This window comes from Minwuia sp. (assembly GCF_048263705.1).
Lineage (GTDB): Bacteria > Pseudomonadota > Alphaproteobacteria > Minwuiales > Minwuiaceae > Minwuia.
In genome coordinates this window covers 106668-120006 of sequence record NZ_JBLXDV010000007.1, presented here as the reverse complement: position 1 = coordinate 120006, position 13339 = coordinate 106668, and the positions used below count along the sequence as shown (strand labels likewise).

Annotated in this window: 12 protein-coding genes; 8 read left to right on the top strand and 4 right to left on the bottom strand. The window is 66.2% G+C overall.

Annotation, left to right across the window (positions count from 1 at the left end; genetic code table 11):
• Window positions 1-112 precede the first annotated feature (112 nt).
• Genes gcvT through gcvPB form a run of 4 tightly spaced genes read left to right on the top strand, consistent with a single transcriptional unit; the run spans window position 113 to window position 4468 of the window.
• Entirely contained in the window at window positions 113-1219 is a 1107-nt protein-coding gene (gene gcvT / locus ACN0X7_RS11850) for a glycine cleavage system aminomethyltransferase GcvT (RefSeq protein ID WP_417517448.1), read from the top strand.
• A 23-nt stretch (window positions 1220-1242) separates the two neighbouring features.
• On the top strand, window positions 1243-1620 hold the full coding sequence (gcvH, locus tag ACN0X7_RS11845; protein WP_417517446.1) for a glycine cleavage system protein GcvH: 378 nt from the start codon (window positions 1243-1245) through the stop codon (window positions 1618-1620).
• Entirely contained in the window at window positions 1620-2966 is a 1347-nt protein-coding gene (gene gcvPA, locus ACN0X7_RS11840; RefSeq protein ID WP_417517444.1) for an aminomethyl-transferring glycine dehydrogenase subunit GcvPA, read from the top strand. Before gcvH ends, gcvPA begins: the two co-directional genes overlap by 1 nt.
• Window positions 2963-4468 carry an aminomethyl-transferring glycine dehydrogenase subunit GcvPB gene (gene gcvPB, locus ACN0X7_RS11835; protein WP_417517442.1) on the top strand — a complete coding sequence of 502 codons (1506 nt, stop codon included), beginning with the start codon at window positions 2963-2965 and terminating at the stop codon, window positions 4466-4468. The genes gcvPA and gcvPB overlap by 4 nt, the downstream gene beginning before the upstream one ends.
• Window positions 4469-4695: 227 nt before the next feature.
• Here gcvPB and ACN0X7_RS11830 read toward each other — a convergent pair whose 3' ends face one another.
• The 3 genes from ACN0X7_RS11830 to ACN0X7_RS11820 are packed head-to-tail and all read right to left on the bottom strand — an operon-like array spanning window position 4696 to window position 8162.
• The gene (locus ACN0X7_RS11830; protein ID WP_417517440.1) at window positions 4696-6981 is read right to left on the bottom strand and encodes a molybdopterin cofactor-binding domain-containing protein; all 2286 of its coding nucleotides are present in this window, start codon (window positions 6979-6981) and stop codon (window positions 4696-4698) included.
• Between the two features lie 14 nt (window positions 6982-6995).
• Entirely contained in the window at window positions 6996-7445 is a 450-nt protein-coding gene (locus ACN0X7_RS11825) for a (2Fe-2S)-binding protein (RefSeq protein WP_417517438.1), read from the bottom strand.
• 54 nt (window positions 7446-7499) lie between these two features.
• Window positions 7500-8162 (bottom strand): TetR/AcrR family transcriptional regulator, encoded by a 663-nt coding sequence (locus tag ACN0X7_RS11820; protein WP_417517436.1) that lies wholly within the window; start codon window positions 8160-8162, stop codon window positions 7500-7502.
• Window positions 8163-8284: 122 nt separating this feature from the next.
• On the opposite strand from ACN0X7_RS11820, the gene ACN0X7_RS11815 reads away from it, so the two are divergent.
• Genes ACN0X7_RS11815 through ACN0X7_RS11805 form a run of 3 tightly spaced genes read left to right on the top strand, consistent with a single transcriptional unit; the run spans window position 8285 to window position 11196 of the window.
• Window positions 8285-9289, top strand: a complete 1005-nt coding sequence (locus ACN0X7_RS11815; protein ID WP_417517434.1) for a DMT family transporter — start codon at window positions 8285-8287, stop codon at window positions 9287-9289.
• Window positions 9290-9323: 34 nt separating this feature from the next.
• The gene (locus ACN0X7_RS11810) at window positions 9324-9611 is read left to right on the top strand and encodes a hypothetical protein (RefSeq protein ID WP_417517432.1); all 288 of its coding nucleotides are present in this window, start codon (window positions 9324-9326) and stop codon (window positions 9609-9611) included.
• Between the two features lie 37 nt (window positions 9612-9648).
• A complete protein-coding gene (locus ACN0X7_RS11805) occupies window positions 9649-11196 on the top strand; it encodes an acyl-CoA carboxylase subunit beta (RefSeq protein WP_417517674.1) in 1548 nt (515 codons plus the stop codon).
• Here the strand turns inward: ACN0X7_RS11805 and ACN0X7_RS11800 are convergent.
• Entirely contained in the window at window positions 11164-12078 is a 915-nt protein-coding gene (locus ACN0X7_RS11800; protein WP_417517430.1) for a DMT family transporter, read from the bottom strand. The genes ACN0X7_RS11805 and ACN0X7_RS11800 overlap by 33 nt on opposite strands.
• A 232-nt stretch (window positions 12079-12310) precedes the next feature.
• On the opposite strand from ACN0X7_RS11800, the gene ACN0X7_RS11795 reads away from it, so the two are divergent.
• Window positions 12311-13336: a TIGR03617 family F420-dependent LLM class oxidoreductase gene (locus ACN0X7_RS11795; protein ID WP_417517428.1), complete on the top strand. Its 1026-nt coding sequence runs from the start codon at window positions 12311-12313 to the stop codon at window positions 13334-13336.
• The last annotated feature ends 3 nt before the right edge of the window (window positions 13337-13339 follow it).

The following is a 13339-nucleotide window of genomic DNA, read 5'->3' as shown; positions in this document are numbered from 1 at the left end:
CCGCGGACCGGTCTTGGGTCCGCAGGCGTAATCTCTCAGGTTCCGCGACAGAGGGGGCGTGACCGTTGCCGGAAGGCCGCGGACGCGTCTGACTGTTTGCGGAGGGCCGAGCTTGAACGACACCACGAACGAGAGCCTGAAGACGCCGCTGAACGCGCTGCACCGCGAACTGGGCGCGCGCATGGTCGATTTCGCGGGCTATGACATGCCCGTGCAGTTCGACGGCATCATGGCCGAGCACAGGCACGTCCGCGAGGCGGCGGGCCTGTTCGATGTTTCACACATGGGGCAGGTGCGGCTGATCGGAGAGAATGCGGATGCCGGGCTGGAGAAGCTGGTGCCCTCCAACATCCGCGAACTGAAGCCGGGCCGCCAGCGCTACACGATGCTGCTGAACAACCAGGGCGGCATCCTGGACGACCTGATGGTGACGCGTCGCGAAGCGGACCTGCTGCTGGTGGTGAATGCCGCGTGCAAGACGGACGATATCGCCCACATGCGGGCGAACCTGCCCGCGGATATCACGCTGGATGTTCTTGAAGATCGCGCGCTGCTGGCCCTGCAGGGACCGCAGGCCGAGGCGGTCCTGTCGGCGCTGGTGCCGGGCGTCGCCGACATGCGGTTCATGGATGCGGCGGGGTTCGACTGGGACGGCGCCGATCTGTGGATTTCCCGTTCCGGCTACACCGGCGAAGACGGTTACGAGATCTCGGTGCCGAACGATCGGGCCGAGGATCTGGCGCGCGCGCTGCTGTCGGACGATCGCCTGAAACCCATCGGTCTGGGCGCGCGGGATTCGTTGCGGCTGGAAGCGGGTCTTTGCCTCTACGGCCATGACATCGACACCACCACATCGCCGGTCGAGGCCGGGCTGGTCTGGGCCATGCAGAAGCGGCGGCGCTCGGAGGGCGGCTTTCCCGGCGCGGACCGTGTCCAGCGCGAGCTGGCGGATGGCCCGTCGCGCCATCGCGTCGGCCTGCAGCCCGAAGGCCGCGCGCCCGTCCGCGAGGGTGCGGAGATCGCGGACGCGGACGGCAACATCATCGGCACGGTCACGTCGGGCGGCTTCGGTCCCAGCGCGGGAACGCCGGTCGCCATGGGCTATGTCGCTGCCGGTTTCGAGACGCCAGGAACACAGGTACAGGCGATGCAGCGGGGCAAGGCCCTGCCCATGACCGTTGCCGGCCTGCCTTTCGTCAAACATGCCTACAAACGCTGAACAATCGACAGGAGACCCCGGATATGGCTGACATCAGGTTCACCAAGGACCACGAATGGATCGTGCTGGATGGCGACGAAGCGACCGTCGGCATCAGCGAGTATGCCCAGGATCAACTGGGCGACGTGGTCTATGTCGAACTGCCGGACCCCGGCACGAAGCTGACCAGGGGCAAGGAAGCCGCCGTGGTCGAAAGCGTGAAGGCCGCCAGCGAGGTCTATGCGCCGGTCGACGGCGAGGTCACCGCCCGCAACGACGATCTGGACGCCAACCCCGCGCTGGTGAACGAGGACGCCGAGGGCGGCGGCTGGTTCTATCGCATGAAGGTCGACAACAAGGACGATCTGGCGGGCCTGATGGACCGCGAGGCCTATGAGCACTTCGTGGAGGCGCTGGACTGATGCGCTACCTGCCCCAGACGCCTGAAAACCGCGCGGCCATGCTGAAGAGCATCGGCGTCGGCGGTATCGATGACCTGTTCGACGATGTGCCCGCCGCGGTACTGAATGCGCCTGTTGACGGCCTGCCCGACCATATGAGCGAGATGGCGGTGGAGCGTCATTTCCAGGGTTTTGCGCGGCAGAACCTAGGGCCGTCGAGCGCGCCGTGCTTCGTCGGGGCGGGGGCCTACCACCACCACATCCCGGCCACCGTGGATCATCTGATCCAGCGGTCGGAATTCCTGACCAGCTACACGCCCTATCAGCCGGAGATCGCACAGGGCACGCTGCAGTATCTGTTCGAGTTCCAGACCCAGGTCGCCCTGATGACCGGGATGGAGGTCGCCAATGCCTCCATGTATGACGGCGCCACGTCCTGCGCCGAGGCGGTCCTGATGGCGCATCGCGTGACCAAACGCGGCAAGACCGTGCTGTCGGGCCGGTTGCATCCGCACTATCGCGATTCCACGCTGAACCTGACCCGCTATACCGACTTCGTGACCGAGGTCCGCGATCCGGCGGTCGGCGGGCATGGCACGCTGGCCGACGCCATCGACGAGGATACGGCAGCCGTCGTCGTGCAGAACCCGGACGTGTTCGGCGAACTGCACGATCTGACGCCGCTGGCCGAGGCGTGCCACGCGAAGGGCGCGTTGCTGATCGTGGCGGTGACCGAGTTCGTGAGCCTGGGCGCGGTGACGCCGCCGGGCGAGATGGGGGCGGATATCGTCGTGGCCGAGGGCCAGAGCATCGGCGTGCCGCTGTCATTCGGCGGACCGCATGTCGGCCTGTTCGCCTGCCGCCAGAAGTTCATCCGTCAGATGCCGGGGCGGCTGGCCGGGGAGACGGTCGACGTCGAGGGACGGCGGTCCTATGTGCTGACCCTCAGCGCCCGCGAGCAGCACATCCGCCGCGAGAAGGCGACGTCCAACATTTGCACCAACGCGGGCCTGTGCGCGCTGGCCCACTGCATTCACATGACCCTGCTGGGCGAGGACGGCGTGACCGGTCTGGCGGACCTGAACCACCGCACCGCCTGCCACACGGCGGACCGGCTGGCGAAAATCGACGGCGTGACCCTGAAGACCGATGTCTTTTTCAACGAGTTCGCGGTGGCACTGTCAAAGCCTGCCGCGCCGGTCGTCGAGAAGCTGGCGGACATGGGCATCCTGGGCGGCGTGCCCGCGTCGCGCCTGTTCCCCGACGATCCGTCGCTGGAGAACGTGCTGCTGATCGCGGCCACGGAGACGGTCACCGAGGAGGACATCGAAGCCCTCGCCATCGGCCTCAGGGAGGCGCTGTCATGAGCATCAAGGAAACCATCTCTGGCGCGCGCGGTCTGGACAAGGACGAGCCGCTGATCTTCGAACAGAGTTCGGACGGGCGCAGCGGCGTCGATCTGCCCGAGGGGCCGAAGGCCGAAAGCCGTCTCGGCGGACTGAGGCGGCGCGGACCCATCGGGTTGCCGGGCCTGTCGGAACCGCAGGTAGTGCGCCATTTCGTGCGGCTCAGCCGGATGAACTACGCCATCGACTACGGTTTCTACCCGCTGGGATCGTGCACCATGAAGCACAACCCGCGCCTGAACGAGAAGATGGCCCGACTGCCCGGCATCGGCGATCTGCATCCGATGCAGCCCGTCTCGACGGCGCAGGGCGCGCTGCGCCTGATGCACGAACTGTCGGACTGGCTGATGAAACTGACGGGGATGCCCGCCGTGGCGCTGACGCCGGGGGCGGGCGCGCACGGCGAACTGTGCGGCCTGATGGCGATCCGCGCGGCGCTGGAAGCCCGCGGCGATGCCCGCACGCGGGTGCTGGTACCGGAATCGGCACACGGCACGAACCCTGCCACGGCGGCCATGTGCGGCTACACCGTCGATACCATTCCCGCCGATGCGTCGGGCCGCGTGGACATGGCGGCGTTCGAGGAGAAACTCGGCCCCGACGTGGCGGCTCTGATGCTGACCAACCCGAACACCTGCGGCTTGTTCGAAAGCGATATCGTCGAGATCGCCGAAAAGCTGCATGCGGCGGGCGGCTTCTTCTATTGCGACGGTGCGAACTTCAACGCCATCGTCGGCAAGGTCCGGCCCGGTGACCTGGGCATCGACGCGATGCACATCAACCTGCACAAGACCTTCTCCACACCCCATGGCGGCGGCGGGCCCGGCTCCGGTCCGGTCGTGCTGTCCGAGGCGCTGGCGCCCTTCGCGCCGCTGCCGATGGTGGTGAAGACCGAAGACGGCTTCGACCTGCAGGAACAGGGCGGCACGGAACGGGTCTGGCGCATGAAGGGCTTTCACGGTCAGTTCGGCATGTTCGTCCGCGCGCTCAGCTACATGATGAGCCACGGCGGGGACGGGCTGAAGCAGGTGGCCGAGGATGCGGTGCTGAACGCCAACTATGTGCTCAGCGAATTGAAGGACGTGCTGCCGCCCGCGTTCGATGGCCACTGCATGCACGAGGCCCTGTTCACAGACAAGGGACTGGAAGGTACCGGCGTCGACACGATGGGCATCGCCAAGGCGCTGATCGACGAGGGCTATCACCCGATGACGGTCTACTTCCCGCTGGTGGTGCACGGCGCGATGCTGATCGAGCCGACGGAGACGGAAACCAAGGCCACGCTGGACGAATTCATCACCGTCATGCGCGGTCTGGTCGAGAAGGCGAAGGCGGGTGAGTCGGAGATGTTCGACGCCGCGCCGGTGCTGACCCCGCGCCGCCGCCTGGACGAAACCCGCGCCGCCCGAAAGCCGGTCCTGCGCTGGACCCCGCCCGACGACGTGGCCGAAGCCGCGGACTGAGAGGCACTGCGCGCATTGATCGAACGCACCGAGTGTCACCCCCGCCGCCGTGCGGGGGCAACGGGTTGATCAGCGAGTGCCGTGCGTGCCGGCTATTCAGGAAGGCCCCCGGATAAACCGGGGGCGACAGTCCGAGAAGTGTACGGTTCGGTCAAAGACGGCACGGCCTTGGAACGTTCCAGCCTTTGATTGAAACGGCCCACTCTTGGTTTGCCCAATGCGCCCGATCAGGTGCCGGTGCTGGACCAGTCCTGTTTGGACAGGGGCAGTTCGCGCACACGCTTGCCGGTCAGTCGGAACAGGGCGTTGGTCACGGCGGGCGCGATCGGCGGTGTGCCGGGTTCGCCCGCGCCGCCCGGCGCTTCGGCGGACGGGATGATGACGGTCTCGATCGTCGGCATGGTGTCCATGCGGATGACATCATAGTCGGTGAAGTTCGACTGCTGGACTGCGCCACCGTCGAAATTCACCTCACCCCAGAGCGCGGCGGACAGGCCGTAGACGATGCCGCTTTCCATCTGCGCGACCAGCGTGTCGGGGTTGATGACGATGCCGCAATCGACAGCGCAGACAACCCGGTGCACGCGCGGTTCGCCGTCGGTGATGCCGACTTCGACCACCTGGGCGACGATTGCACCGAAGCTTTCGTGCAGGGCGATGCCGAGCGCGCGGCCCTCGGCCAGCGGACGGTCCCAGCCGGCCTTCTGCGCGGCGGCGTCCAGTACCTTCAGATGGCGCGGCCTGTCGCGCAGCAGATGGCGGCGGTAGCGGTAGGGATCCTTGCCCGCCGCCTCGGCCAGTTCATCGATCATGCCTTCGGTGAAGAAGGCATTGTGCGAATGCCCGACCGAGCGCCAGAAGCCGACCCGCATGGGCACACGGCTCAGCACATGTTCCACCCGCACGTCGGACGCGGTGTAGGGCAGCCAGGCTGCGCCGTCGACGGTCGTCCTGTCCGGCCCGGAATCGGAACCGAAGGGGATATAGCGCATGGTGGCCTGACCCGAGACGGAGGGGCCGACGACCTTGTTGTGCCAGGCCGCCGGATAGCCGTCCGGGTCGAGACTGACGCGGAAATGCGACAGGCCCGCCGGGCGATAGGTGTCGTTCCGCATGTCCTCCTCGCGCGACCACATCAGCTTCACCGGGCGGCCCGGCACGGCTTTCGCCAGCGCCACGGCCTGGCGCACGAAGTCGGGTTCGCCGCGACGGCCGAAACCGCCGCCCAGATAGGTGACATTGATTGTGACATCGCCCTCGGACAGGTCGGCCTCGCCGGCTGCGATCCAGCGCATGACGCTGGGGGCCTGCGTCGGCGCCCAGACGGTCAGCCTGTCCCCTTCCAGGTGCGCGGTGGCGTTCATCGGCTCCATCGTGGCATGGGCCAGAAACGGCGCGCGATAGGTGGCTTCGATGACCTTCGACGCGCCGTTCAGCGCCTCGACCGCATCGCCGTCATCCTGATAGGCGAATCCGTCCTCGGCCAGTGCCTCCTGGAACCCGGCGAAGATATCGGCATCCGAAACCTGCGCGGCTTCGGTCATGTCCCAGTCGATGGTCATCGCGTCGATGGCCTGTTTCGCGCGCCAGTAGCTGTCGGCGACCACGGCCACGCCGCCGGGCACGGCGACAACCTTCTTCACGCCCGGCATCCGTGCGACCTCGGCGGGATCGAACTGCCTGACCGTCGCGCCGACGACCGGCGCATGGCGCACGGTGGCGTACAGCATGTCGGGCAGCCGGACGTCGGCTCCGAAGATCGCCGTCCCGTCGACCTTGGCCGGGATGTCCAGCCGCGCGCGCGGTGTGCCGATGATGCGGAAGTCGCTCGGCTGTTTCAGGGGCAGGGTATCAGGCGGAGACTTGGTCGCCGCACGGGCCGCCAGCTCACCATAGCTGACCGTGCGGTCGCTGGCGGGATGCCGGACGATGCCATCCTCGGTGACCAGTTCACCTTCGGACACGCCGAATTTCTCTGCGGCCGCGGCCAGCAGCATGGCCTTCGCGGCGGCGCCGGCCTCACGCATCGGCCCCCAGGCGGCGCGCACGGACGTCGAACCGCCGGTTGCCTGCACGCCGATCAGTTCGGACAGATATCGTCCCGTCGCGCGGGCCTGCCGCGCCAGGAAGCTCTCGTCGTGCGGTCCGAAGGGAAAGCCCTCGGGCATCATGACGTCGTTGACATAGACGGGATCGACGCCCGCATCGATGATCCGGACCTTCGACCAGTCCGCATCCAGCTCCTCGGCCAGGATCATCGGCAGGGCGGTATGTACGCCCTGACCCATCTCGCTGCGCGGCACGGCGATGGTGACGGTGCCGTCGGTGGCAATCTTCACCCAGGCGTTGAGTGCCCTCTCATCGTCGGACGGTTTCAGCAGCGCCTGCGGGGATGCCGGATCGCCCGGCGTCAGGAAGCGCCAGCCCACCACCAGCGCGCCGGTGGCGACGACTGCGCCGCCGATCAGGAAATTCCGCCGTGTCCGGCTGCGGGGTCTTCTGGATTTTGCCATGATGAAGCTCCCCCTCAGGCCTGCGCGGCGCGATGGATCGCGCGCCGGATACGGCTGTAGGTGCCGCAACGGCAGATGTTGGTCATCGCCGCGTCGATATCGTCATCGGTGGGGGCCGGGTTTTCCGCCAGCAGCGATGCCGCCGCCATGATCATGCCCGACTGGCAATAGCCGCACTGGGGCACCTGCTCGTCGATCCAGGCCTGTTGCAGGCGGGTGATGGTATCGCCCTGACCCGACCCTTCGATGGTGGTCACGGTCGATCCCTCGACGGCTTCCACCGGCAGCACACAGGTGCGGGTTGCGACGCCATCGAGATGCACCGTGCAGGCACCGCACGCCGCCACGCCGCAGCCGAACTTGGTGCCGGTCAGGCCGATCGTGTCACGCAGCACCCACAAGAGTGGCGTGTCGCCCTCGACATCGACCGATACGGCTTTTCCGTTCAGTGTGAACTGCACCATGGCATGCTCCCGGGATACAGATATGTTGCAGGGATCAATATAACTGACCCTTGGTCAGTTATCAAGCGCGGCCCGCAGAAGCGCGGTCAATCCCGAGCGTACCGAAGGGGCGAAATCGGGTTTGAATTTCTGAAACACGGGGCGGGAGACAACGGCGCGTGCCGCCCTGGGCGGATCGGCCAGTTGCCACAGGCCGATGATCAGCGCGTAGGTCTGAAGCAGCAGGGTCGGACCCTCGCCCGGCTTCAGTCCCGGGAACCGCGCCTCGACCAGCGCACCCAGTTCGGACAGGCCGCCGGACGTCGCCTGCTTGAACGCGACGACGGCGGCTTCCGGCACCTGTCGTTCCAGCGTGCCGTGGCACTGCGCCGCCAGCCGGAGCATCACGGTCCGGTCGCCCAGATCCCTCGTCATCCAGTCCGCGATCACAGCGGCGTCGAGCGGACCGTCGCCCAGATTGGCGGCAATGGTCGCGATCCAGTCTTCCAGCTCCTGTGTCAGCAGGGCCAGAAACATCTCTTCCTTGGCGCCGAAATAGAGGTAGACGGTGCCTTTCGCCAGACCGGCCCGTTTGGCGACCTGATCGACCGAAGGCACTTCGCCGCCCGATTCGGCAAACAGATCCCGTGCCGCCATCAGGATGGCCTGACGCCGGGCGGCTTTCTCCTGATCGCCGCGGGCGCGTTTGGGTCTGGGTGTGGGTGCTGTGTCCGGCATGGGTGACCCAAAGTCAGCAAACCCGCGTGGCCTGTCAAGCGGCCTTCGTCATGCCGCAGGGCGCATGAGGTGCTGCGTTCAGTGCAATGGCGCTTTAACTCTTTGTGGCCTACCGTCGGAGCATGGCAGGTCACGATCACCCCAAACCGGTCCCGCATCTGGAGGCGGAAGAGGCCGCAATTGCCGATGAACGGCGTCGGCGCGGCGTCATGGTCGGCATGGGCTATCTGGTGCTGTCGGGCCTGATCTTCGCCACCTTCACGGCCATCATCCGCTCCCTCTCCAGTGACCTGCACCCGGCGGAAACGGCCTTCATCCGCTATCTTTTCGGCTTTCTGCTGGTGCTGCCGCTGTTCATGGGGCGGCGTCGTGACGAACTGAAGACCAAGCGCCCCGTGCTGCACATCAGCCGGGGACTGATCCACGGTTGCGGCGTCCTGCTGTGGTTCTACGCCATCTCGAAGATCCAGCTTGCCGAGGTCACCGCACTGGCCTTCACCTCGCCGGTCTGGGCGACCATCGGGGCCTTTCTGGTGCTGCGTGAGCAGATTCATTTCCGCCGCATCGTCGCGGTGTTTCTCGGGCTGCTGGGCGCGATGATCGTGCTGTTCAATCTGCCGACCTCGTTCGAGGAACTGTCGCAGAACTTCAGCGCGCTGGGCCTGGGCCAGGTGGCCATTCTGGTCTCCGCGCCCCTGTTCGCCTGTTCGAAGATCATGACCAAGCGCCTGACCGAGACCGAGAACACGACCGCCATCGTGGCCTGGCTTTCGCTGACCGTGACGTTCGCGCTGGCGGTGCCGGCGATGCTGGTCTGGCGCTGGCCGACCATGGAGGAATGGTTCTGGCTGGCGATCGTCGCGGGACTGGCGACCACCGCACACATCTGCATGACCCGCGCCTGGCGGGCCGCCGATATCTCGGTGACCCAGCCCGCTGAGTTCCTGCAGCTTGTCTGGGCCTCGCTGATCGGCATCTACATGTTCGGCGAGACGCCGACCATCGGCATCTGGATCGGCGGCGCGGTGATCGTCGGCTCGGCCACCTACATCGCCCACCGGGAAGCGGCCACCCGGCGGCAGGGCCGCGCGCGTGCGGCAGTTGCGACGGGGGCAAACACCGCTTAAACAGTTTGCAGCATTATGTTTTCAGGAGCAGATCATGGCCGAGCAGAACCAGCTTTTCGTCGACGGCGTTTTCAATGTTGCCATTCAGGACGGTGCGGTGCGTGTGGATTTCTTCCAGCATTCACCGACCCAGCGGGACAATGAGGGCAAGCCGGCACGGCAGTTCGCACACCGGCTGGTGATGAGCCCGCAGGGGTTTCTGCAGACCTATTCGGCGATGGACCAGCTGGTGAAACAGCTGGAGGAGCGCGGCCTGGTGCAGCGCAAGGACGGACAGGCCAGCACCAGCGCCGACGTGCTGCCGGATACGGACGGCAAGTAGCGGACACCCGGCCAACGGCAGGGGAGGGCTGTTGACCATGAAGGACCTGATCGACGATCTGAAGGCGCGCCGGGCCGCGCTGCAGGATCATGGCGGGGCGGCACGCGTGGCCCGCCAGCGCGAGGCGGGCAAGAACACGGCCCGCGAACGGGTCGATATGCTGTTCGACAGCGGTACTTTCGAGGAAATCGGCGGTCTGGCCGATCACGCCCACACACAGGTCACCCCAGTCAAGAACAAGCACACGCCCGCTGACGGCGTGATCGCGGGCTTCGGCATGATCGACGGGCGGCCAGCCGGGGTCGTTGCCGAGGACTTCACCGTCATGGGCGGTTCGCTCGGCCTGATCAATTTCGAGAAGAAGTGCCGGATGATGGAACTGGCCGCGCGGGATCGCGTGCCGGTGGTCTGGCTGTTCGACGGCGCGGGTGCGCGCACCGACGAATATATCGGTCAGGGCCTGGCCCCGATGCACCATTTCATGCTGCAGGCGAAGCTGTCCGGCCAGTCGCCGCAGATCTGCGCCGTGCTGGGGCCGAGCGCCGGGGATTCGTCGCTGCTGGCCGCGATGATGGAGTTCATCGTCATGGTGCGCGGCACGTCCATGCTGGCGGCAGGCGGTCCGCCGCTGGTCGCGTCCGGGACCGGCGAGACCGTCGACAAGGAAGAACTGGGCGGGGCGGATCTGCACTGTGCGGTGTCCGGTGTCGGCGACAATGCGGTCGACAGCGAACAGGAAGCCATCGACGCCCTGAAAGCCTGGCTGTCCTACCTGCCGACGAACGCCTGGACGTACCCGCCTTCGATTCCGGCGACCGATGATCCGGACCGTGGCGATGAGGCCTTGCTGGATATCATCCCGGAGAACCGCCGCCGTCCCTACGACATGAAGAAGGTCATCGCCTCGGTGGTGGACCGCGAAAGCTTCTTCGAGGTCAAGCCGGCCTACGCGAAGATGATGATCACCGGTTTCGCGCGCCTGAACGGCCACCCCGTCGGCGTCTGCGCCAATCAGCCCAGGGTCATGTCCGGGGCGATCACGGCGGCTGCGGGGATCAAGCTGCGGCACTTCATGGACATCTGCGCGGCCTATCACGTGCCGCTGGTGTTCCTGACCGACACGCCGGGCGTGATGACCGGACCGAAGTCGGAAAAGGAAGCGGCCCTGCGCGTCGGCATGCAGGTCGCCCACAGCTTCGCCTTCGCCGATGTGCCGATCCTGACCGTCGTGGTGCACAAGGGCTTTGGCTACGGCGCGGCGGCCATGGGCGGATATGGCGCGGGCCAGTCGACGGTGCTGGCCTGGCCGACAGCGGACTTCAATGCCATCCCGCTGGAGAGCGGCATCACGGCGGCCTATCGCGCCGAACTGGCTGCCTCGGACGAGCCGGAGAAACTGCACGCCGATCTGGTCGCCGAGTATCAGGTGCTGTGCGGTGCCATGCCTGCCGCCGCCATGATGAAGGTCGACGACGTGATCGACCCCCGCGAGACTCGACCGCGTCTGATCCGGGCGCTGGAACGGGCGCTCAACCGCCGTACCGAAGCCGCGTCACCGACGCTCCGGCATGGCGTGATGCCCTGACCTGCCGGGCCGCAGTCCGGCGGCCAGCAGGATACCGCCCGTCGTGATCACCAGCCCGGTCCAGGCCAGTTCGCTGGGCCATTCGTTCAGGATCGGTATCGCGATCAGCGCGGCCATGCCCGGCACCAGCGCCATCATCGCCGCCGTCGGCGCGGGACCGATGGTGCGGATCGCGGTGGTGAACATCATCACCGCAAGGATGCTGGGTCCCAGTCCCTGATAGGCGCCCTGCAGAACGATCTCCGACCAGGGCGCGACCGTGATCGCCTTGGGCAGGAACAACAGGTAAAGCGGCCCGTACCAGAGCAGGTTGGTGATCGGAATCGAGACCATGGCCTGCAGCGGCGTCAGACCCCACAGCTTGGTGCCGATCATGTTGACGGCGACGAAGATGGCCGCGCCGAGAAACATCAGGTGGCCGATCCAGGCGTCCGGGGCGACGCCCGCGGTTTCCCGGTCCCAGCCGATCAGCCCGCATCCCAGCAGAAGCACGATCATGCCTGCGACCCGCCATCCGTTGGGTCGGTCCTTCAGGAAAATCCAGGCCAGGATGCCGGCGAACAGCGGCAGCGTGCCGTTCATCAGCGTACCGGCGTGGGATGTCGGCGCGTACTGCATCCCGCCGAACGACAGCGCCAGATACGGCACGCCCTGACCGCAGGAGATCACAAGGATCTGCCACCACTTCATCTGACGCGGCCAGAACCGCCAGATGATCGGTGCCGCCGCCGCAACCGCCACGCCGAAGCGCAGGATCATCAGGTCGTAGATGGTCAGCGTCTGCACGACGCCAAGGCGCGACACGACCAGCCATCCCGACCAGATCAGGACAACACCGAAGGCGCACAGCCAGCCGACGGACGGGCGGTTGAAATCAGGCATGAAAGAAGAGGTCCCGGACAGGGAGGAGACGTGGAAGCGGTGATCTAGCGCGCGCCCATCGTCCTGTCAAAAGCGCCGGTTCAGCGCGTCGTGGCGATCAGCACGCTGCCGCCAGCACATCGCAGGCCGGATATCGGGCAGAAGAGGTGAAACGCCATCGCATCTGATCGGTTTTCGCCCGTGTTTTCTTCCGGTACTGTCCCGGTTCACAGCTTTGGGGAGGAAAGCGATCATGACACTGAAGATCGATTGCCAGTTGCGCGATCTGGATTTCACCGACGTCGGCAGCCACGCGCAGAAGATGGAGGAAATGGGCTTTGACGCCGCCTGGACCTTCGAGGCCGGGCAGGACGCCTTCACGCCATTGACTCTTGCCGCTGCGGCCACCGAAAAGATTCATCTCGGCACCAACATCGCGGTGGCCTTCGGGCGCAGCCCGTTCTCGATGGCCCAGGTCGCCTGGGACATCCAGCGCCTGTCGCGGGGGCGGCTGCACCTGGGGCTGGGTACGCAGGTCCGGGCGCACATCGAGCGCCGCTTTTCCATGCCCTTCGACCATCCGGCCCGCCGCATCAGCGACTACGTGCGCTGCATGAAGGCGATCTTCGACACTTTCCAGAACGGCACCAAGCCTGACTATCGCGGCGAGTTCTATCAATTCACCCTGATGAACCCGTTCTTCAATCCCGGTCCGATCGATGCACCGGATATCCCGATCTATCTGGCCGGCGTGAACCCGCGCATGTGCCGGGCAGCGGGCGAGGTGGCCGACGGTTTCCACGCGCATCCGATCCATACGGTCGGCTATCTGAACGATGTGGTGAAACCGGCGCTGGACGAAGGCGCGAAGACCCGGGGCATGTCGGTCGACGATCTGCATGTGCAGACCATGGTTCTGATCGCGTCGGGCGATACGCAGGCCGAGATCGACACGCAGGTCGAGGACGTGCGCCGTCAGCTCGGCTTCTACGGATCGACGCCGAACTATCGTCCGGTGCTGGAGCACATGGGCTATGGCGATCTGGGCAAGGAACTCAGTGCGCTGATGCGGCAGGGGGACATGGACGCCATGACCCGCAAGATCCCCGACGAGATCGTGGATCGCGTGGCCGTGGTCGGCAAGTTGTCGGAGGTCGGGCCGAAGGTCCGCGAACGCTATGAGGGCGTGCTGGACCGGGTCGCCTACTACTATCCGATCCCGGGCGACCAGCCGGTCGAGAAATGGCGCGCCTTCACGGATGCGGTCAAGGCAGCCTGAAAA

What these genes read in the sequence shown, in the direction of transcription:
- ACN0X7_RS11815 (WP_417517434.1), top strand. Translation starts at nt 8,285, where the DNA reads ATGGCAGGTCACGATCACCCCAAACCGGTCCCGCATCTGGAGGCGGAA.
- gcvH (WP_417517446.1), top strand. Translation starts at nt 1,243, where the DNA reads ATGGCTGACATCAGGTTCACCAAGGACCACGAATGGATCGTGCTGGAT.
- ACN0X7_RS11830 (WP_417517440.1), bottom strand. Translation starts at nt 6,981, where the DNA reads ATGGCAAAATCCAGAAGACCCCGCAGCCGGACACGGCGGAATTTCCTG.
- ACN0X7_RS11825 (WP_417517438.1), bottom strand. Translation starts at nt 7,445, where the DNA reads ATGGTGCAGTTCACACTGAACGGAAAAGCCGTATCGGTCGATGTCGAG.
- gcvPB (WP_417517442.1), top strand. Translation starts at nt 2,963, where the DNA reads ATGAGCATCAAGGAAACCATCTCTGGCGCGCGCGGTCTGGACAAGGAC.
- gcvPA (WP_417517444.1), top strand. Translation starts at nt 1,620, where the DNA reads ATGCGCTACCTGCCCCAGACGCCTGAAAACCGCGCGGCCATGCTGAAG.
- ACN0X7_RS11800 (WP_417517430.1), bottom strand. Translation starts at nt 12,078, where the DNA reads ATGCCTGATTTCAACCGCCCGTCCGTCGGCTGGCTGTGCGCCTTCGGT.
- ACN0X7_RS11805 (WP_417517674.1), top strand. Translation starts at nt 9,649, where the DNA reads ATGAAGGACCTGATCGACGATCTGAAGGCGCGCCGGGCCGCGCTGCAG.
- ACN0X7_RS11810 (WP_417517432.1), top strand. Translation starts at nt 9,324, where the DNA reads ATGGCCGAGCAGAACCAGCTTTTCGTCGACGGCGTTTTCAATGTTGCC.
- ACN0X7_RS11820 (WP_417517436.1), bottom strand. Translation starts at nt 8,162, where the DNA reads ATGCCGGACACAGCACCCACACCCAGACCCAAACGCGCCCGCGGCGAT.
- ACN0X7_RS11795 (WP_417517428.1), top strand. Translation starts at nt 12,311, where the DNA reads ATGACACTGAAGATCGATTGCCAGTTGCGCGATCTGGATTTCACCGAC.